Consider the following 17,399-nt stretch of genomic DNA (forward strand, 5'->3'; position numbering starts at 1 on the left):
CGCGGCGTTCGGCTTCGCGGCCGGACACCGTCCACGGGAGCGATGGTGAGAGAGACACAGTGACCAGGAGTCAGACATGAACTTGAAGACCCGTATCGCGATGCTGCCGGTGCTGGCGGCGATCGTCTTCGCGGTGGGCATCGCGGTGGTGCTGTTCTTTTCGTCGCGGACCTCGGGCGCGATCCACGCGCTGGGCGAGGCCGACTACCCCTACCTCGTGGCCACCAACCAGGTGGCCGCGCAGCTCGAGGCGCTGGGCGCGACGATCCAGTCCGCCGTCGCCGAGGGCGAGAAGAAGCGCCTGGACGAGGCCGGCGAGCGCGCCGCCGCGATGCGCAAGGCGATCGCCACGATCAAGGCGATCCCCGGCCGCGCCGACGCCGGCGCGAAGCTGGAGAGCGGCTTCGAGGCCTACTACGCCGCCTCGGTGGAGACGGCGCAGCTGTTCCTGGGCATCAAGCAGGGCGACCAGGCCGGCGCGATCCCGAAGATGCAGGCCGCGCAGAAGGCGCTGGAGCAGACGCTCGCCGACGCGCGCGCCGATGCCAAGACCACTTTCGACGCGACGCTCGCGAGCGCGCAGGCCGGCGTCGGCTCGGGCCTGTGGGCCACGGTGCTGAGCGGGCTCATCGTGGTCGTGTGCCTGGGCGCGGGCTCGTGGCTGCTGATCGCCAGCGTCTGGCGCCAGCTCGGCGGCGAGCCGGAGTACGCCCGCGACGTGATGCGCCAGATGGCCGGCGGCGACCTGTCGCAGGCGATCGTCGTGGCGCCGGGCGCCGAAGGCAGCCTGCTGGCGGCGGTGCGCGACATGTCCAGCGGCCTGGCGGCCATCGTGGGCAACGTGCGCAGCGGCACCGATTCGATGACGGTGGCCTCGCGCGAGATCGCCGCGGGCAACCAGGACCTGTCGGTCCGGACCGAGAAGCAGGCCGGCTCGCTGGAGCAGACCGCCTCCAACATGCAGCAGCTGACCGAGACCGTGCGCCAGAGCGCCGACGCCGCCAGCCAGGCCAACCAGTTGGCCGGCAGCGCGGCGACCGTCGCGCGCAAGGGCGGCGAAGTGGTCGGTCAGGTTGTCGCGACGATGGACGAGATCAGCGCCAGCTCGCGCCGCATCGGCGACATCATCGGCACGATCGACGGCATCGCCTTCCAGACCAACATCCTGGCGCTGAACGCCGCGGTGGAGGCGGCCCGGGCGGGCGAGCAGGGCCGCGGCTTCGCGGTCGTGGCCGGCGAGGTGCGTTCGCTGGCGCAGCGCAGCGCCGAGGCCGCGCGCGAGATCAAGACCCTGATCGGCGCGAGCGTCGAGCGCGTGGAATCCGGCTCGCGCCTGGTGCAGGACGCCGGCGCGACGATGGAGGAGATCGTGGCCAGCGTGCAGCGCGTCTCCGACATCATCAGCGAGATCACCGCCGCGTCCGCCGAGCAGAGCCAGGGCATCGGCCATGTCAACCAGTCGGTGGTGCAGCTCGACCAGATGACGCAGCAGAACGCCGCGCTGGTGGAGCAGGCCGCGGCCGCGGCCAACAGCCTGGAGCAGCAGGCGCGCTCGCTGCAATCCGCAGTCTCGACCTTCAAGCTGGCGTGACGGCGCGCCGGGCTTCGGGCCCGGCGTTTCTATAATCCGCGGCTTTTGGATTCACCGTACAGGCCCCGCCTTGAAGTTCCTGCTTGAAAACTGGTATCTCGTGCTCGCCGCCCTGGCGTCGGGCGGCCTGCTGCTGTGGCCGTCGCTGCGCGGCAAGTCCGGCGGCGTCGCCACCGCCGAGGCGGTGCGCCTGGTCAACCGCGAGAAGGGCGTGCTGATCGACGTCGGCGAGCCCGAGGAGTACGCCGCCGGCCACGCGGCCGGCGCGCGCAACGTGCCGCTGTCCACGCTGACTGGCACGGAGCTTCCCGCCAAGCAACTGCCCAGCAACAAGGCCCTGCCGGTGGTGCTGATGTGCAAGACCGGCGCACGCGCGCAGCGCGCCGCTGGCATCCTCCAGAAACAGGGCTACGCGAACGCGGTCGCTGTCCAGGGCGGTCTGGCCGCCTGGCGCGAGGCGAGTTTGCCTGTCGAGAAGTCCGCGGCCTGATCGCCCTGGCGACCGCACCGGCATCCCGATTGCCGGATCACGACGCTCGACACGATTTTGGAGAACAGGCGATGGCCGCCGTGAAGATGTATACGACCCTGGTCTGCCCGTACTGCGTGCGGGCCAAGCACCTGCTCAAGCAGCGGGGCGTGGACCGGATCGAGGAGGTCCGGGTGGACCTGGACCCGACGCAACGCGACGCGATGATCCAGCTGACCGGCCGGCGCACCGTGCCGCAGATCTTCATCGGCGACACGCACGTCGGCGGCTGCGACGACCTGATCGCGCTGGACCAGCGCGGCGCCCTGCAGCCGCTGCTGGCGGCCTGAATCGACGAGCGATCCGCGGCCGAAGCGCCTTGCGACAACCCTCATCGGCCTGTCGCGGGCGCTCGGTCATAATGCCCGCCGCGGCCCGCCGCTGGCGGGCCTTTTCATTTGGATGACCCTCATGGCCGACGACACCAACACCCCCGTGTTCCAGATTCAGCGCATGTACCTGAAGGACCTGTCGCTGGAGCAGCCGAACGCCCCCGCGATCCTGCTGGAGCAGGCGCCGCCGCAGGTCGACATCAAGCTCTCGCTGGCCGCCGAGCCGGTGGCCGAGGGCCTGTTCGAGGTCAGCGTCACCGCCACCGTGACCACGACGGTGCAGGACAAGACCCTGTTCCTGATCGAGGCCAAGCAGGCCGGCATCTTCGAGATCCGCAACCTGCCGCAGGAACAGCTCGAAGGCATCCTGGCCATCGTCTGCCCGCAGATGATCTACCCCTACCTGCGCGCCATCGTCTCCGACGTCTGCACCCGCGCCGGCTTCCCGCCGGTGATGCTGACGGAAGTGAACTTCCAGGCGATGTTCGAGGCGCAGCAGGCCCAGATGGCCGGCGGCCAGGCCAACGGCGAAGCCATCCCGAACTGAGCCCGCGCCCATGAAGACGCCGGCCCCGCGGACCCGTCCGCTGGCCGGCGTGTTTCATTCCGGGGTGGGACGGCGCTTTTCCTGGCGCCGCCGCCTTCGTTCCTCCCTTGATCCCTTGAGCCGACGATGACTGCTCCGCGCATGAAGATCAGCGTGCTGGGCGCCGGTGCCTGGGGCACGGCGCTGGCGATCGCCGCCAGCGCGCGCCACGACGTGACGCTGTGGGCTCGCGACGCCGGCGCGATCGCCGCGATGCGCGCCGACCGCCGCAACGCCCGCTACCTGCCCGACGCGGCGCTGCCGGCGGCGCTGGCGCTCGACGACGACCTCGAGGCCGCGCTCGCGCATGGCCGCGACGGCCTGATCGTGATCGCGACGCCGATGGCGGGCCTGCGCGGCATGCTGGCGCGGGTGCCCGCGGGTGCCCGCGCGCAATGGCTGTGCAAGGGCTTCGAGGCCGGGACCGGACGGCTCGGCCACGAGATCGCGCGCGAGGTCGCGCCGCACCTGGCCACCGGCATCCTGTCCGGGCCGAGCTTCGCGCAGGAGGTCGCTGCCGGGCAGCCGACGGCGCTGGTGTCGGCCTCGGCCGATGCGGCGTTGGCGCAGTTGGGAGTGACGGCCTTCCACAGCGAGCGGCTGCGGGTGTATTCGTCGGCCGATCCGGTCGGCGTCGAGGTCGGCGGCGCGGTCAAGAACGTGATGGCGATCGCGGTGGGCATCGCCGATGGGCTGCGGCTGGCGGCCGAGGCCCGGGGCCTGACGGGGCCGGGGCTGAACGCCCGCGCCGCGCTGATCACGCGCGGCCTGGCCGAGATGCAGCGCCTGGCGCTGGCGCTGGGTGGGCAGCCGGAGACGCTGCTGGGCCTGGCGGGCCTCGGCGACCTCGTGCTGACGGCCACCGGCGACCTGTCGCGCAACCGGCGCGTCGGCCTGCTGCTGGCCGAGGGCCTGGACCTGCCGGCGATCCTCGCCAGGCTCGGCCACGTGGCCGAAGGCGTCTACAGCGCGCCGACGGTGCTGGCGCGCGCCCGCGATGCCGGCGTCGACATGCCGATCACCACCGCCGTCGTCGAGGTGCTGGAAGGCCGCATGACGACGCACGCGGCGATGGACGCGCTGATGGGCCGCCAGGCCAAGGCCGAGTGGTGACGCCGAAGACGCGCATGACCCGGGTGTCGCCGCGATGAAGCGCCGCGCGCTGCTGGCCGCCACGGCCGCCGTGTCCGCCGGTGCCGCCTGGATGCCGACATCGTCCCGCGCCGCGACCGGGATCGCGCCGGCATGGCCGTCGCGGCCGATCCGACTCGTCGTGCCATTCCCCGGCGGCAGCTCGCCGGACCTGATCGCCCGCTACCTGGCCGAACCGCTCGCGCAGGCGCTCGGCCAACCGATCGTCATCGACAACAAGCCCGGCGCCGGCGGGAACATCGGCACCGGCGCGGTCGCCAAGGCCGCGCCTGATGGGCACACGCTGCTGTTCACGATCCAAGGTCCATTGATCACCGCGCCGCTGCTGGCGAAGTCGCTGCCCTACGACCCGCAGCGCGAGTTGCGCGCGGTCAGCTTCATCGCCAGCTCCCCCAACGTGCTGGTCGTGTCGCCGTCGCTCGGCGTGGACACGCTGGCGCAGTTCGTCGCGCTCGCCAAGCGCCGGGCCGGCGTGCTGAATTACGGCAGCGTCGGCAACGGCAGTGCGGCGCATCTCGCGATGGAGTCGTTCATCGCGCGCGCCGGGCTGCAGCTGGTGCATGTGCCGTATGCCGGCTTTCCGCAGGTGGTCAACGCGATGCTCGCGGGGCAGGTCCATGCCGGCTTCATGGTGCCGGCGATCGCGATGCCGCAGGTCAAGGCGGGCAAGCTCAAGGCGCTCGCGGTGACCAGCGCGGGGCGCTTCGCCGCGCTCGCGGAACTGCCCACCGTCGCGGAGTCCGGTTATCCCGGCTTCGAGGCCACGTCGTGGCAGGCGCTGCTCGCGCCGGCCGGCACGCCGGCGGCGATCGTCGAGCGGCTGTCGGCGGAAGTGATCCGCATCGTGCGCGGCGAGGCGTTCCGGCGCGAGCTGCTGCCGCTGTACTTCAGCGCCGCGGGGACGTCGCCTGAAGGGCTCGATGCGTTGATGCGGGATGAGCGTCAGCGCTGGGGCGCGCTGGTCAGGCAGTTGAAGCTGGAGCGCGAGTGAGCGCCTGAGCGCTCCTCGTTGCAGCCCTCACCCTCACCGCAGCCCTCTCCCGCAGTGCGGGAGAGGGAGCGTCGAGAGACCGAGTAAGTCAGACGCCGTCGATGTAGCCGTTCTGGCGCCAGCCTTCGAAGACCGCGACCGCGACGGCGTTGCTGAGATTGAGGCTGCGCTGGCCCTCGCGCATCGGCAGCCGCACGCGCTGCTCAAGCGGGAATCCATCCCGCAAGGCCGGCGGCAGGCCCGCCGTCTCGCAGCCGAAGACCAGCCAGTCGCCCGGCTTCAACGCGACCGTCGGCAGCAGCCGGCTGCCGCGCGTGGTGAACGCGAACATCCGCGTCGCCTCGGGCTGTTCGGCGGCGAGGAAAGCCGCCCAGTCCGCATGCCGCAGCACCGGCGCGTACTCGTGATAGTCCAGCCCGGCGCGCTGCAGCAGCTTGTCCTCCATCGAGAAGCCCAGCGGCTCGATCAGGTGCAGCCGGCAGCCAGTGTTGGCCGCGAGCCGGATCACGTTGCCGGTGTTGGGCGGGATCTCCGGATGGACCAGCACGATGTTGAACATGGGAGGAAGGCTCTTTCGATGGGAATCAGGGCGTGCGCGCGGCCACCCAGGCCTGCACGTCCGCCGCGCCGGCGCGTCGCAACGCGATCGCGGCCTCGTGCAGCGTGGCGCCGCTGGTCATGACGTCGTCGACCAAGGCCACCCGCAGCCCGCGCACCGGCTTCACCACGGCGAACGCGCCGCGCAGGTTGCGCCGCCGCTCGTCGAGCGGCAACTGCGCCTGCTGGCCGGTGTGCCGCACGCGCAGCAGCGTCGCCGCGCAAAGCCGGGATTGTCGCTCGGCGGCCGGCAGGGCGAGCCGCCGCGCGATCTCGTGCGCCTGGTTGTAGCCGCGCTCGCGCAGCCGCTCGATCGACAACGGGACCGGGACGATCAGGTCGGGCGCCCCTTCATCCGGATGGCCCGCGTTGCCCGAGTCGCCCGCGTTGCCCGCGTCCTCCAGCGCCCGCGCCACCGCGTGCGACAGCCGCGCCGCCAGCAACGGCGCGAGCTCCAGGCGTTCGCCGAACTTCAGCGCCAGCAGCAGCCGGTCCCACGGGAAGGCGTAGTCCATCGCGGCGACGCAGCGCGACAGCGGCGGCGGATGCGCCGCGCAGCGACCGCAGCGCGGCGCCAGGCCGCCCGCGGGCAGCCGCAGGGCGCAGAGCGCGCAGCGCGGGCCGTCGTCCAGCGGATGCAGCGTCTCGCACGCCGGGCACAGCGGACCGCGGCACCAGGACCGGCAGAACGCGCACTGTCCGGGCCATCGCCCGATCGTGCCCCGCGCGAGGCGCGCGGCCTCGCCGAGCCGCGAGATCCCGCACGCCATCGAGGATCGCGTCAATGTCCGGTGGCGCCAGAGGTCAAGCATGGCCGCCTACAATCCCGCCCCATGACTGGGAACGAGGCCTTGCCGCCAAGCACACAGCAGATCGATGCAGGCGCGGCGCAACGGCAGCGTCGACGCCTGGCCGCGTCCGACACGGCGCCCTGGCTGCATCAGGAAGTCGCCACGCGCATGCTGGACCGCCTGCCGGTGATCCGGCTGCAGCCCACCGCGGTGCTGCAGAGCCGCCCCTCGACGGGCGGCGGCGACGAGGGCCTGCGCCAGCACTATCCGCAAGCGACGCAGCTGTGGCTCGAGCCCGAGGCCGAGGTCCGCGCGCTGCAGCAGTCGCGCCTCAAGCGCGGCTTCATGCAATCGGTGATGGACAAGCTGCGCGGCGGCGCGCCGACCGAGGTGATCGCGGAGCCGCCCGCCGGCGCGGCGCAGCTCGCCTGGTCCAACATGGAACTCCACGCCGAGGCCGACAAGCCCGCGCTCGTGAAGCGCTGGCATGCGGGCCTCGCGGTCGAGGGCTGCCTGATGTTCTCGTGCCTGGGCCCGGACAGCTTCATCGAGCTGCGTCCGCTCTACGCCAACGAGGGCTGGGGCCCGCCGGCGCCGGACTGGGTCGACATGCACGACCTGGGCGACCTGCTGGTGCACGCGGGCTTCGCCGATCCGGTGATGGACCAGGAGCACCTGCGCCTGACCTGGGGCTCGCCCGAGGATCTGCTGCGCGACCTGCGCGCGCTCGGCGGCAACCTCGCGCCGGCGCGCGTGCGCGGCCTGCGCACGAAAGCCTGGCGCGCGCGGCTGCTGCGCGCGCTCGAGTCGCTGCGCGGCGCGGACGGCCGGCTGTCGCTGAGCATCGAGCTGGTCTACGGCCATGCGTTCAAGCCTCAACCGAAGGCGAAGGTCGCGGCCACCACCGAGGTGTCGCTGGACCAGATGCGCGCGATGGTGCGCGCGGGCAAACACTGACCCCCATCGCGCGCGGGCTCGGCTAGCGGCTCGCCACGCGTGGGCGCCCAGAGGGAAACGCGGTCCATTCTGAGGGTAATCCTGGGCCGTTCGGCCCGCGTGGGGCGGTCATAGTGCGCCAGGGGAGTGGACTAGAATCCGCGCCCGACTGGAGTACGTCTGCTAGCCCCGTAGGTTTCTGCCACCGCTTGGCATCGAAGCCCGCGCAACAAGCGGGATCGAGCGCCAATGCCGCCTGGAAGGAGACCCGGGTGACACGAGCTTGAGAAAGACTGGATAAAGAGACGACCATGACGATTGACAACAGTTGTGTGCAACTGGGGCGCCGCTGCAGCCAGCTCGCGTTCGGCCTGACGGCCGCGCTGGCCAGCCAGGTCGCCTTGGCGGTCAACGACCTCCCCGGAGGTCCGGCCGTCAACCAGCTGAATCTGCCGCCGCCGGTCACCAAGATCGCGCACGAGCAGATGTGGCTGCACAACATGATGCTGGTCCTGTGCCTGGCGATCTTCATCGCCGTGTTCGGTGTCATGTTCTATTCGATCTTCAAGCACCGGAAGTCCAAGGGCGCCGTGCCCGCCAACTTCCACGAGAGCGTGAAGGTCGAGATCGCGTGGACCGTCGTCCCCTTCATCATCGTCATCCTGATGGCGCTGCCCGCGACCAAGGTCGTCGTGGCGATGAAGGACACCACCAACTCCGACATCACCATCAAGGCCACCGGCTACCAGTGGAAGTGGGGCTATGACTACCTGAAGGGCGAGGGCGAGGGCATCGGCTTCGTCTCGACGCTGGACGCCTCGCACCGCGCGCTGTCCGACAGCGGCCATCCGGGCCAGGTCGACAACTACCTGCTCAAGGTCGACAACCCGCTGGTGGTGCCGGTGGGCAAGAAGATCCGCATCATCACCACGGCCGACGACGTGATCCACGCCTGGATGGTGCCGGCCTTCGGCGTCAAGCAGGACGCGATCCCCGGCTACGTGCGCGACACCTGGTTCAAGGCCGAGCAGACCGGCGACTTCTACGGCCAGTGCGCCGAGCTCTGCGGCAAGGAGCACGCCTACATGCCGATCCACGTCAAGGTGCTCAGCGCCAAGGACTACAGCGAGTGGGTCGGCGGCGAGATGAAGAAGATCGCCGCCAAGGCCGACGATCCGAGCAAGGTCTGGACGATGGACGAGTTGATGGCGCGCGGCCAGAAGCTGTTCGACGCCAACTGCGCGGTCTGCCACAAGGCCGACGGCAAGGGCGCGGGCCAGTTCCCGGCGCTGGACGGCTCGGCGATCGTCAAGGCCGAGGACCATGCCCAGCAGCTCCACCTGGTGCTCAACGGCAAGGGCCAGATGCCGGCCTGGAAGACGGTGCTCAAGGACAGCGAGCTGGCCGCCGTCGTGACCTACACGAAGAACGCCTGGTCCAACAAGACCGGCCAGATCGTGCAGCCGTCGGAAGTCGTGGCCGAACGCGCCAAGTGACCCCGACCCGCCCGATCCGATCGACGCAGAACGCCTGAATGCTCGATCGCCGGTCCGCCCCGCGCGGGCCGAGCGATCCGCCACCGAGGAATTGACATGAGTGCAGTGCTCGACCACCCGACCGGTCATGCCCATGACCATGACGATCACCATGACCACCACGCCCCGACGGGCTGGCGGCGCTGGGTCTTCGCCACGAACCACAAGGACATCGGCACGATGTACCTGTTGTTCAGCTTCACGATGCTGATGATCGGCGGCATCCTGGCGCTGTGCATCCGCGCCGAGCTGTTCCAGCCGGGGCTGCAGTTCTTCAATCCGGAACTGTTCAACCAGTTCACCACGATGCACGGGCTGATCATGGTGTTCGGCGCGATCATGCCGGCCTTCGTCGGCTTCGCGAACTGGATGATCCCGCTGCAGATCGGCGCGTCGGACATGGCCTTCGCGCGGATGAACAACTTCAGCTTCTGGCTGATGATCCCGGCGGCGCTGATGCTGGTGGGCTCGTTCTTCATGCCCGGCGGCGCGCCGGCGGCCGGCTGGACGCTGTACGCGCCGCTGACGCTGCAGATGGGCCCGTCGATGGACGCCGGCATCTTCGCGATGCACATCCTGGGCGCGTCCTCGATCATGGGCTCGATCAACATCATCGTGACCATCCTCAACATGCGCGCCCCCGGCATGACGCTGATGAAGATGCCGATGTTCGCGTGGACCTGGCTGATCACCGCCTACCTGCTGATCGCGGTGATGCCGGTGCTGGCCGGCGCGATCACGATGACGCTGACGGACCGCCACTTCGGCACCAGCTTCTTCACGCCCTCGGGCGGCGGCGACCCGGTGATGTACCAGCACATCTTCTGGTTCTTCGGCCACCCCGAGGTCTACATCATGATCCTGCCGGCCTTCGGCATCGTGAGCCAGATCGTCCCGGCGTTCGCGCGCAAGCGGCTGTTCGGCTACGCCTCGATGGTGTACGCGACCGCCTCGATCGCGATCCTGTCCTTCATCGTGTGGGCCCACCACATGTTCGCCACCGGCATGCCGGTGACGGGCCAGCTGTTCTTCATGTACGCGACGATGCTGATCGCGGTGCCCACCGGCGTGAAGATCTTCAACTGGCTGGCGACGATGTGGCGCGGCTCGATGACCTTCGAGACCCCGATGCTGTGGGCCGTGGGCTTCATCTTCGTGTTCACGATGGGCGGCTTCACCGGCCTGATCCTCGCGGTCGCGCCGGTGGACATCCAGCTCCAGGACACCTACTACGTCGTGGCCCACTTCCACTACGTGCTGGTGGCCGGCTCGCTGTACGCGCTGTTCGCCGGCGTCTACTACTGGGGCCCGAAGTGGACCGGCGTCATGTATTCGGAGACGCGCGGCAAGATCCACTTCTGGGGTTCGCTGATCTTCTTCAACCTGACCTTCTTCCCGATGCACTTCCTCGGGCTGGCCGGCATGCCGCGACGCTACGCCGACTACCCGATGCAGTTCGCCGACTTCAACGCGATCGCCTCGATCGGCGCCTTCGGTTTCGGTCTGATGCAGGTCTACTTCTTCCTCGCCGTGGCCGTCCCGATGATGCGCGGCAAGGGCGAGAAGGCCCCGCAGAAGCCGTGGCAAGCCGCCGAAGGCCTGGAATGGGAATTGCCGTCGCCGGCGCCGTTCCACACCTTCGAGACGCCGCCCAAGCTGGACGTGACGGCCACCAGGATCATCGGCTGAGCGGCACGGGATCCAGGGAGCGAGCGATGGCACCGACCCCCGAGCAACGCAGGAGCAACCTGCGCCTGGCCCTCATCCTTGCCAGCGTGGCGGCGATCTTCGGCATCGGGTTCGTGGCCAAGATCGTGTTCCTCGGCGCGTCATGAGCGAGCCGACCAAGCGCGCCCGCTGGATCCGCCGGGAGAACCTGCGGATGACCGGCAAGCTGCTGGTGGTGGTGGCGGCGATGTCGTGCTTCGGCTACGCGCTGGTGCCGATGTACCGGGCGATCTGCACGGCGCTGGGCATCAACGTGCTGTCGCTGTCGGAGCGCCAGCACGCGGTGCGCGCCGAGGACGTGAAGAACACGCAGGTCGACTACAGCCGCCAGATCACGATCGAGTTCGACGCCAACGCCCGCGGCCCCTGGGACTTCAAGCCGGCGCAGCGCCACCTGACGGTCCACCCGGGCGAGCTGACGACGGTGATGTACACCTTCCAGAACATCCAGTCGCGGACGATGTCGGCGCAGGCGATCCCGAGCTACGCGCCCAAGCAGGCCACGCCCTACTTCAACAAGCTGGAGTGCTTCTGCTTCAACGAATACACGCTGAAGCCGGGCGAACAGAAGGAGTGGCCGGTGGTGTTCGTCATCGACCCGAAGATCCCGAAGGACGTGCGCACGATCACGCTGTCCTACACCTTCTTCGAGGTGGCGGGGAAGGGCAAGGCGCAGGCGGCGGCCAATCCGGTGGCGCCGGTGGTGGCGCCCGCGGCGACGGAGCCCGGTTCGCGCTCCTGAGCGCGACGCGGTCGAGACGGTGGAAACGACGATGTCCGAGGACCTGAAGCCCGGCGAGGATCTGAAGCAGGCGATGCAGCGCAAGGGGTCCTTCCTCGGCACGCTGCGCGCGGTGGCCTGGTCCTTCTTCGGCGTGAGGAAGGGCTCGGACTACGAGAAGGATGTGTCGCAGCTCAATCCGCTGCACGTGATCGCGGCCGGCGTCATCGCCGCGGCGCTGTTCGTGGTGGGGTTGGTGTTGCTGGTCCGCTGGGTGGTGAGCAGCGGCGCGGCGATGAGCTGAACAACGTGGCTTGAGAACCTGAACTGAGAACCGAAGTTCGAGGAGATAACGCATGTCGGCAACGACTCACGGAAATACGCCCTACTACTTCGTGCCCGCCCCGTCGCGGCACCCGGCGATGGCCGCCTTCGGCCTGTTCTGGGTGATCCTGGGCGCGGGGCAGTGGGTCAACGGCCACGACTGGGGCAAGTGGTCGCTGCTGTTCGGGCTGCTGTGGTGGGCCTTCACGCTCAAGCAGTGGTTCGGCGACGCGATCCGCGAGAGCGAGACCGGCCAGTACAGCGACCGCATCGACGTGTCGTTCCGCTGGAGCATGGGCTGGTTCATCTTCTCGGAGGTGATGTTCTTCGCGGCCTTCTTCGGCGCGCTGTTCTGGTCGCGCGGCTACAGCATCCCGACGCTGGGCAGCCTGGACAACGCGCTGCTGTGGCCCGACTTCAACGGCCTGTGGCCCAGCGTGGCCGCCGGGGCGACCGCCTCGCCGGCGGGCACGGTGGAGGCGTTCGCGACGATGGGCCCGTGGCCGATCCCGACGATCAACACCGCGCTGCTGCTGACCTCGGGCGTGACGCTGACGATCGCGCACCATGCGCTGATCGCCGGCCACCGCGCCAAGACCATCGGCTGGATGTGGGCGACGGTGCTGCTGGGCATCACCTTCCTGGGCTTCCAGGGCTACGAGTACTTCCATGCGTACCACGAGCTGAACCTGAAGCTGAACTCGGGCATCTTCGGCTCGACCTTCTTCATGCTGACCGGTTTCCACGGCTTCCACGTGTTCGTGGGCATGCTGATGCTGCTGTTCATCACGCTGCGGCTGATGAAGGGGCACTTCACGCCGGACCGCCATTTCGGCTTCGAGGGCGCGGCCTGGTACTGGCACTTCGTCGACGTCGTGTGGCTGGGGCTGTACGTCGTCGTCTACTGGATGTGATGGCGCTTCACAGCGCTTGACGGGAAAGCGCCGCTCGAAGCGGCGCTTTTTTCTTTCCGGGGCCTTCGAAGGGGCCCGCGGAGGGGGGAGCCGGAGGGGCGGGACTACTTGCCCACGGGCAGGCCGGTGGGATGGATCCAGCCCATCCAGGCGCTGAACAGGATGAACAGGAACAGCGCCACCGACAGGCCGACCCGCACCGCGAGCGCGCGGGCCATGGTGGCCTTGCCCTTTTGCTTGCGCAGCATCAGGACGCCGGCGGAGAACAGCGCGCCCAGGATGCCGATGAACGCGACGAGGACGATGAATTTCATGGCGGACGATTATTCCCATCCCGGCCCGGCCGGGCCATCGGGCCGGCCCCGAAGCCGACGTGCCGTCGTGGCGATCGCCGCGCTGGCCGGCGTCGTGGCGACGGTGTCGCTGGGGCAGTGGCAACTCGATCGGGCGGGTCAGAAAAAGGCGATGCAGCGGGCGATCGACGAACGCGGCCAGCTCGCGCCGCTGGCGACCGCCGCCTTGCCGGGGGCGGACCAGCCGGCCGCGCCGGCGCTCGAGCACCGCCGGGCCGAGCTGGCCGGCCGCTGGGACACGGCGCACACCGTGTACCTCGACAACCGCGTGATGGACGGCCGCACCGGCTTCTACGTGGTGACGCCGCTGAAGCTGGCGGGCCGCGCCGACGCGATCCTGGTGCAGCGCGGCTGGGGCCCGCGCAACGCCGCGCAGCGCGAGGCGCTGCCGCCGGTGGCCACGCCCACGGGCGATGTGCGGATCGCGGGCCGGCTGGAGGCCGCGCTGTCGCGGGCCTATGCGCTGGGGCGGGACGCGGAGGCGGGGCCGATCCGGCAGAATGTCGACCTCGCGGCCTTCCAGGCCGAGACGGGGTTGCGCCTGCTGCCGCTGGTGCTGCTGCAGGCGGAGCCGGACCGCGTGGATGATGCGCCGCCCGGTCCCGCGGCGACCGACGGGTTGCTGCGCCACTGGCCGCCGCCGGCGGTCGACCTCCACAAGCATTACGGCTACGCCTTTCAATGGTTTGCGCTCGCGGCGCTGATCCTGGGTCTTTATGTCTGGTTCCAAGTCCTCGCTCCCTACCGCGCTGGCCGAGCCGCCCGCGCCCATGACCACGACGATGTCCAGCGCGATGCCTGACGCCGCCGACCGCGACCACGGCCCGGACGCCGCTCCGCCGCCGGCCGACACGCCGCTGCCGCCCGACGGCCCGGTGACGCTGGCGGTGCACACGCTGCCGATGCCCGACCTCGATCCGCCCAAGCGCTCGCGCTGGACGCTGTGGCTGGTGCTGCTGACCTGCGCGGCGCCAGTGATCGCCTCCTACTTCAGCTTCTACGTGCTGGACCTGCGCGGCCGCGCCTACGGCGACCTGATCACGCCGACGCGCGACCTGCCCGCGGCGATGGCGCTGACGACGCTGCAGGGCGCGCCGGTGGCGGCGGACACGCTCAAGGGCCAGTGGCTGCTGACCTACGTGCCGGACCGGGCCTGCGACGCCGGCTGCGAGCGGATGCTGTTCATGCAGCGCCAGCTGCGCGAGATGCTGGGCAAGGACCGCGACCGGCTCGACAAGCTGGTGCTGGTGCCCGACGACGTGGCGCTGACGCCGGCGCAGGTCGACGCGCTGACCGGCCACGGCGCGCCGGCGACGGTGCTGCGCGCCAGCCGCGCCGCGATCGAGGGCTGGCTGATGGCCGCGCCGGGCCACCGGATGGGCGAGCACCTGTTCCTGGTCGATCCGATGGGGCGCTGGATGCTGCGCTCGCCGGCGACGCCGGAGCCGACCGCGCTGAAGAAGGACCTGGAGCGGCTGATGCGCGCCAACGCCGGCTGGGACAAGCCCGGGCGCTGAAGGACGAGGACGGCGCGCGCATGAACGGTTGGGCCTTCGGTTTCGATTTCGAGCCGCTGCTGGAGCTGCTGGCGATGGCCGCGCTCATCGGCGCGGTGCCGCTGCTGGCCTGGCAGTGGCGGCACCGGCGCGACCCGGCCGCGCGGCGCCTGCGCGCGCTGACGGTGCTGGCGGTGTTCCTGACCTTCGACCTGATCCTGGTGGGCGCGCTGACGCGGCTGACCGATTCCGGCCTGGGCTGCCCGGACTGGCCGGGCTGCTACGGCAGCGCGTCGCCGATCGGCGCGCGCGACGAGATCCATGCTGCGCAGACGGCGATGCCCACCGGCCCGGTCACGCACGGCAAGGCGTGGATGGAGATGCTGCATCGCTACCTCGCCGGCGGCGTGGGTTTCCTGCTGGTCGTGCTGGCGGGGGCGAGCTGGTGGCTGTGGTGGCGCTCGCGACGCGAGGCCCGCGCCGCGCCGGCCGGCGCCGTGCGCCTGTCCCCGTGGTGGGCGACGCTGTCGCTCGTCTGGATCCTGGTGCAGGGGCTGTTCGGCGCCTGGACGGTGACGATGAAGCTGTTCCCGGCGGTGGTGACGATGCACCTGCTGCTGGCGCTGGGCCTGCTGATGCTGCTGGCCTGGCAGGCCGAGGCCTACGAGCCCCGGCCGCTGCGCTGGCCGCCGGGGCTGCGGCGCGCGTTCGCGGCCTTCACGCTGCTGGCGATCGCGCAGGTGGCGCTGGGCGGCTGGGTCAGCACGAACTACGCGGTGCTGGCCTGCCAGGATTTCCCGACCTGCCAGGGAGAATGGCTGCCGCCGACCGATTTCGCCCATGGCTTCACGCTGTGGCGCGAGCTGGGCCGGGGCGCGCACGGCGGTTTCCTGCCCTTCGAGGCGCTGACGGCGATCCACCTGGCGCATCGCGTCGGCGCGATGATCGTGTTCGCGGCGCTGCTGCTGCTGGCCGTGGCGCTGTGGCGCCGGGGCGGGTCCGATCCCGAGGCGCGGCGCTGGGCGCGCCGCCTGCTGGCGGTCGGCGCGTGGCAGCTGGCCTCGGGCCTGTCCAACGTGGTGCTGGGCTGGCCGCTGGTGGCCGCCCTGGCCCATACCGGCGGCGCCGCGGCGCTGCTGCTGATGTGTTCCATCGTGCTGGCGCGCGTGCGCGCCGGCACCCTGACGGTGAATCTGACATGAGTTCCGCGACGCAGGCCGCCATGCCCTCCCGCTGGTGGCAGTTCTATCAACTGACCAAGCCCAAGGTCGTGCAGCTGATCGTGTTCTGCGCGGTCATCGGCATGGCGCTGGCGATCCCCGGGCTGCCGCAGGGCGGCGAGTGGGGCCGGCTGGTCGCGGCCACGGCCGGCATCTGGCTGGTGGCCGGCGCGGCCGCGGCGTTCAACTGCCTGATCGAGCAGCACATCGACGCCAAGATGAAGCGCACCGCGTGGCGTCCGACGGCGCGGGGCGAGCTCAGCCGCAACCAGACGCTGGCGTTCTCGGGCGCGCTGTGCGCGCTGGGCTCGGCGATCCTGTACCTGCTGGTGAATCCGCTGACGATGTGGCTGACCTTCGCCACCTTCGTCGGCTACGCGATCATCTACACGGTCATCCTCAAGCCGCTGACGCCGCAGAACATCGTCATCGGCGGCGCCTCGGGCGCGATGCCGCCGGTGCTGGGCTGGGCGGCGATGCGCGGCGAGCTGGGCGCGGAAGCGTGGCTGATGTGCCTGATCATCTTCCTGTGGACGCCGCCGCACTTCTGGGCGCTGGCGCTGTACCGCAGCGAGGACTACCGCAAGGCCGGCCTGCCGATGCTGCCGGTGACGCACGGCAACGACTTCACGCGGCTGCAGATCTTCCTGTACACGTGGATCCTGTTCGCGGCGACGCTGCTGCCCTTCCTGACCGGGATGAGCGGCTGGATCTACCTGGCCGCGGCCGTCGTGCTGGGGCTGCGCTTCTGCCAGTACGCGTACCGGCTGTGGAAGGCCTATTCGGAGGCGCTGGCGCGCAAGACCTTCCTGTTCTCGATCCTGCACCTGTCGCTGCTGTTCGGCGCGCTGCTGCTCGATCACTACGTCGGCCCCTGGCTCGCGTGAGCGCGGCTTCAGGCCGGACACGGGACCTTCTTTCGGATCGGATGCACGGATGATCTCGCGACGTTTCCTCTGCGTGGGCGCCCTGGGCGCGGCGGCCGCCGCGACGCTGGGCGGCTGCGACAAGCTCGGCTTTTCTTCCGCGCCCAAGGCCAGCTTCCAGGGCGTGGACCTGACCGGCGCGTCCTACGCGCGCGGCTTCAGCCTGCCGGACCAGAACGGCCGCACGCGCACGATGGAGGACTTCAAGGGCAAGGTCGTCGTCGTGTTCTTCGGCTTCACCCAGTGCCCGGACGTCTGCCCGACCACGCTGGCCGAGCTGGCGCAGGTCAAGAAGGCGCTGGGCCCCGACGGCGACAAGGTGCAGGGCGTGTTCATCACCGTCGATCCGGAGCGCGACAAGCCCGAGCTGCTCAAGGCCTACCTGGAGAGCTTCGACCCCGGCTTCGTCGCGCTGCGCGGCTCGCCGGAGCAGCTCAAGGACACGGCCAAGGAGTTCAAGGTCTATTACGCCAAGGTACCGGGCAAGACGCCCGACAGCTACACGATGGACCACACCGCGGCCAGCTTCCTGTTCGATCCGCAGGGGCGGGTGCGGGTGTTCTCGCGCTACGGCGCGGGCGCCACCGCGCTGATGGGCGACATCAAGGCGCTGCTCGCCGGTCAGTGACCGCGCCGGCCGCGTCGATCGCTTCGATCACCTCGATCGTGCTCCGGTC

Annotated in this window: 21 protein-coding genes; 18 read left to right on the plus strand and 3 right to left on the minus strand. The window is 70.1% G+C overall.

The genetic code is table 11. The features are described from left to right. The first annotated feature begins 76 nt into the window (after nt 1-76). From N5D62_RS01495 to N5D62_RS01520, 6 genes are all read left to right on the plus strand, one after another. Nucleotides 77-1,591 carry a methyl-accepting chemotaxis protein gene (locus N5D62_RS01495; RefSeq protein ID WP_279755627.1) on the plus strand — a complete coding sequence of 505 codons (1,515 nt, stop codon included), beginning with the start codon at nt 77-79 and terminating at the stop codon, nt 1,589-1,591. A 70-nt stretch (nt 1,592-1,661) separates the two neighbouring features. Then, nucleotides 1,662-2,081 carry a rhodanese-like domain-containing protein gene (locus tag N5D62_RS01500; protein WP_279755628.1) on the plus strand — a complete coding sequence of 140 codons (420 nt, stop codon included), beginning with the start codon at nt 1,662-1,664 and terminating at the stop codon, nt 2,079-2,081. A 71-nt stretch (nt 2,082-2,152) separates the two neighbouring features. After that, nucleotides 2,153-2,410: a glutaredoxin 3 gene (grxC, locus tag N5D62_RS01505; RefSeq protein ID WP_279755630.1), complete on the plus strand. Its 258-nt coding sequence runs from the start codon at nt 2,153-2,155 to the stop codon at nt 2,408-2,410. A gap of 121 nt (nt 2,411-2,531) precedes the next feature. Beyond that, the gene (gene secB / locus N5D62_RS01510) at nt 2,532-2,999 is read left to right on the plus strand and encodes a protein-export chaperone SecB (RefSeq protein ID WP_279755632.1); all 468 of its coding nucleotides are present in this window, start codon (nt 2,532-2,534) and stop codon (nt 2,997-2,999) included. 141 nt (nt 3,000-3,140) lie between these two features. Then, the gene (locus N5D62_RS01515) at nt 3,141-4,151 is read left to right on the plus strand and encodes an NAD(P)-dependent glycerol-3-phosphate dehydrogenase (protein ID WP_279755924.1); all 1,011 of its coding nucleotides are present in this window, start codon (nt 3,141-3,143) and stop codon (nt 4,149-4,151) included. Nucleotides 4,152-4,242: 91 nt separating this feature from the next. Then, a complete protein-coding gene (locus N5D62_RS01520; protein ID WP_279755925.1) occupies nt 4,243-5,181 on the plus strand; it encodes a tripartite tricarboxylate transporter substrate binding protein in 939 nt (312 codons plus the stop codon). A gap of 88 nt (nt 5,182-5,269) precedes the next feature. Here the strand turns inward: N5D62_RS01520 and N5D62_RS01525 are convergent, their stop codons facing one another. Both N5D62_RS01525 and N5D62_RS01530 read right to left on the minus strand, forming a co-directional pair. After that, nucleotides 5,270-5,740, minus strand: coding sequence for a tRNA (cytidine(34)-2'-O)-methyltransferase (locus tag N5D62_RS01525; protein ID WP_279755633.1), 471 nt, complete (start codon nt 5,738-5,740; stop codon nt 5,270-5,272). 25 nt (nt 5,741-5,765) lie between these two features. Continuing rightward, on the minus strand, nt 5,766-6,590 hold the full coding sequence (locus N5D62_RS01530; RefSeq protein WP_279755634.1) for a ComF family protein: 825 nt from the start codon (nt 6,588-6,590) through the stop codon (nt 5,766-5,768). Between the two features lie 21 nt (nt 6,591-6,611). Between N5D62_RS01530 and N5D62_RS01535 the strand changes: the two genes are divergently transcribed. From N5D62_RS01535 to N5D62_RS01565, 7 genes are all read left to right on the plus strand, one after another. Beyond that, nucleotides 6,612-7,526, plus strand: a complete 915-nt coding sequence (locus N5D62_RS01535; RefSeq protein WP_279755635.1) for a biotin synthase — start codon at nt 6,612-6,614, stop codon at nt 7,524-7,526. A gap of 290 nt (nt 7,527-7,816) precedes the next feature. Next, on the plus strand, nt 7,817-9,001 hold the full coding sequence (gene coxB / locus N5D62_RS01540; protein WP_279755636.1) for a cytochrome c oxidase subunit II: 1,185 nt from the start codon (nt 7,817-7,819) through the stop codon (nt 8,999-9,001). 96 nt (nt 9,002-9,097) lie between these two features. Continuing rightward, nucleotides 9,098-10,729 (plus strand): cytochrome c oxidase subunit I, encoded by a 1,632-nt coding sequence (ctaD, locus tag N5D62_RS01545; protein ID WP_279755638.1) that lies wholly within the window; start codon nt 9,098-9,100, stop codon nt 10,727-10,729. A gap of 26 nt (nt 10,730-10,755) precedes the next feature. Beyond that, nucleotides 10,756-10,875, plus strand: coding sequence for a cytochrome oxidase small assembly protein (locus N5D62_RS01550; protein WP_279755640.1), 120 nt, complete (start codon nt 10,756-10,758; stop codon nt 10,873-10,875). Then, nucleotides 10,872-11,510 (plus strand): cytochrome c oxidase assembly protein, encoded by a 639-nt coding sequence (locus N5D62_RS01555; RefSeq protein WP_279755641.1) that lies wholly within the window; start codon nt 10,872-10,874, stop codon nt 11,508-11,510. Before N5D62_RS01550 ends, N5D62_RS01555 begins: the two co-directional genes overlap by 4 nt. A gap of 31 nt (nt 11,511-11,541) precedes the next feature. Next, nucleotides 11,542-11,793 (plus strand): DUF2970 domain-containing protein, encoded by a 252-nt coding sequence (locus N5D62_RS01560; protein ID WP_279755642.1) that lies wholly within the window; start codon nt 11,542-11,544, stop codon nt 11,791-11,793. Between the two features lie 52 nt (nt 11,794-11,845). Then, nucleotides 11,846-12,727: a cytochrome c oxidase subunit 3 gene (locus tag N5D62_RS01565; protein ID WP_279755643.1), complete on the plus strand. Its 882-nt coding sequence runs from the start codon at nt 11,846-11,848 to the stop codon at nt 12,725-12,727. Between the two features lie 104 nt (nt 12,728-12,831). Here N5D62_RS01565 and N5D62_RS01570 read toward each other — a convergent pair whose 3' ends face one another. Beyond that, nucleotides 12,832-13,041 carry a DUF2909 domain-containing protein gene (locus N5D62_RS01570; RefSeq protein WP_279755645.1) on the minus strand — a complete coding sequence of 70 codons (210 nt, stop codon included), beginning with the start codon at nt 13,039-13,041 and terminating at the stop codon, nt 12,832-12,834. Nucleotides 13,042-13,108: 67 nt separating this feature from the next. Between N5D62_RS01570 and N5D62_RS01575 the strand changes: the two genes are divergently transcribed. Genes N5D62_RS01575 through N5D62_RS01595 form a run of 5 tightly spaced genes read left to right on the plus strand, consistent with a single transcriptional unit; the run spans nt 13,109 to nt 17,350 of the window. Beyond that, the gene (locus N5D62_RS01575) at nt 13,109-13,882 is read left to right on the plus strand and encodes an SURF1 family protein (protein ID WP_279755646.1); all 774 of its coding nucleotides are present in this window, start codon (nt 13,109-13,111) and stop codon (nt 13,880-13,882) included. Beyond that, nucleotides 13,851-14,597, plus strand: coding sequence for a hypothetical protein (locus tag N5D62_RS01580; protein WP_279755647.1), 747 nt, complete (start codon nt 13,851-13,853; stop codon nt 14,595-14,597). Before N5D62_RS01575 ends, N5D62_RS01580 begins: the two co-directional genes overlap by 32 nt. A gap of 20 nt (nt 14,598-14,617) precedes the next feature. Further along, entirely contained in the window at nt 14,618-15,778 is a 1,161-nt protein-coding gene (locus N5D62_RS01585; protein WP_279755648.1) for a COX15/CtaA family protein, read from the plus strand. After that, complete coding sequence (gene cyoE, locus N5D62_RS01590) at nt 15,775-16,683, plus strand: heme o synthase (protein ID WP_279755649.1); 909 nt, start codon at nt 15,775-15,777, stop codon at nt 16,681-16,683. Before N5D62_RS01585 ends, cyoE begins: the two co-directional genes overlap by 4 nt. Before the next feature lie 49 nt (nt 16,684-16,732). Continuing rightward, nucleotides 16,733-17,350 carry an SCO family protein gene (locus N5D62_RS01595; RefSeq protein WP_279755650.1) on the plus strand — a complete coding sequence of 206 codons (618 nt, stop codon included), beginning with the start codon at nt 16,733-16,735 and terminating at the stop codon, nt 17,348-17,350. Nucleotides 17,351-17,399: the final 49 nt, after the last annotated feature.

This window comes from Mitsuaria sp. GD03876, from assembly GCF_029840635.1.
Lineage (GTDB): Bacteria > Pseudomonadota > Gammaproteobacteria > Burkholderiales > Burkholderiaceae_C > Roseateles.

Excerpts from the sequence above, each read along its gene's own strand:
- N5D62_RS01495 (WP_279755627.1), top strand. The coding sequence starts at position 77 with ATGAACTTGAAGACCCGTATCGCGATGCTGCCGGTGCTGGCGGCGATC.
- grxC (WP_279755630.1), top strand. The coding sequence starts at position 2,153 with ATGGCCGCCGTGAAGATGTATACGACCCTGGTCTGCCCGTACTGCGTG.
- secB (WP_279755632.1), top strand. The coding sequence starts at position 2,532 with ATGGCCGACGACACCAACACCCCCGTGTTCCAGATTCAGCGCATGTAC.
- N5D62_RS01515 (WP_279755924.1), top strand. The coding sequence starts at position 3,141 with ATGAAGATCAGCGTGCTGGGCGCCGGTGCCTGGGGCACGGCGCTGGCG.
- N5D62_RS01520 (WP_279755925.1), top strand. The coding sequence starts at position 4,243 with ATGCCGACATCGTCCCGCGCCGCGACCGGGATCGCGCCGGCATGGCCG.
- N5D62_RS01525 (WP_279755633.1), bottom strand. The coding sequence starts at position 5,740 with ATGTTCAACATCGTGCTGGTCCATCCGGAGATCCCGCCCAACACCGGC.
- N5D62_RS01530 (WP_279755634.1), bottom strand. The coding sequence starts at position 6,590 with ATGCTTGACCTCTGGCGCCACCGGACATTGACGCGATCCTCGATGGCG.
- N5D62_RS01535 (WP_279755635.1), top strand. The coding sequence starts at position 6,612 with ATGACTGGGAACGAGGCCTTGCCGCCAAGCACACAGCAGATCGATGCA.
- coxB (WP_279755636.1), top strand. The coding sequence starts at position 7,817 with ATGACGATTGACAACAGTTGTGTGCAACTGGGGCGCCGCTGCAGCCAG.
- ctaD (WP_279755638.1), top strand. The coding sequence starts at position 9,098 with ATGAGTGCAGTGCTCGACCACCCGACCGGTCATGCCCATGACCATGAC.
- N5D62_RS01550 (WP_279755640.1), top strand. The coding sequence starts at position 10,756 with ATGGCACCGACCCCCGAGCAACGCAGGAGCAACCTGCGCCTGGCCCTC.
- N5D62_RS01555 (WP_279755641.1), top strand. The coding sequence starts at position 10,872 with ATGAGCGAGCCGACCAAGCGCGCCCGCTGGATCCGCCGGGAGAACCTG.
- N5D62_RS01560 (WP_279755642.1), top strand. The coding sequence starts at position 11,542 with ATGTCCGAGGACCTGAAGCCCGGCGAGGATCTGAAGCAGGCGATGCAG.
- N5D62_RS01565 (WP_279755643.1), top strand. The coding sequence starts at position 11,846 with ATGTCGGCAACGACTCACGGAAATACGCCCTACTACTTCGTGCCCGCC.
- N5D62_RS01570 (WP_279755645.1), bottom strand. The coding sequence starts at position 13,041 with ATGAAATTCATCGTCCTCGTCGCGTTCATCGGCATCCTGGGCGCGCTG.
- N5D62_RS01580 (WP_279755647.1), top strand. The coding sequence starts at position 13,851 with ATGACCACGACGATGTCCAGCGCGATGCCTGACGCCGCCGACCGCGAC.
- N5D62_RS01585 (WP_279755648.1), top strand. The coding sequence starts at position 14,618 with ATGAACGGTTGGGCCTTCGGTTTCGATTTCGAGCCGCTGCTGGAGCTG.
- cyoE (WP_279755649.1), top strand. The coding sequence starts at position 15,775 with ATGAGTTCCGCGACGCAGGCCGCCATGCCCTCCCGCTGGTGGCAGTTC.
- N5D62_RS01595 (WP_279755650.1), top strand. The coding sequence starts at position 16,733 with ATGATCTCGCGACGTTTCCTCTGCGTGGGCGCCCTGGGCGCGGCGGCC.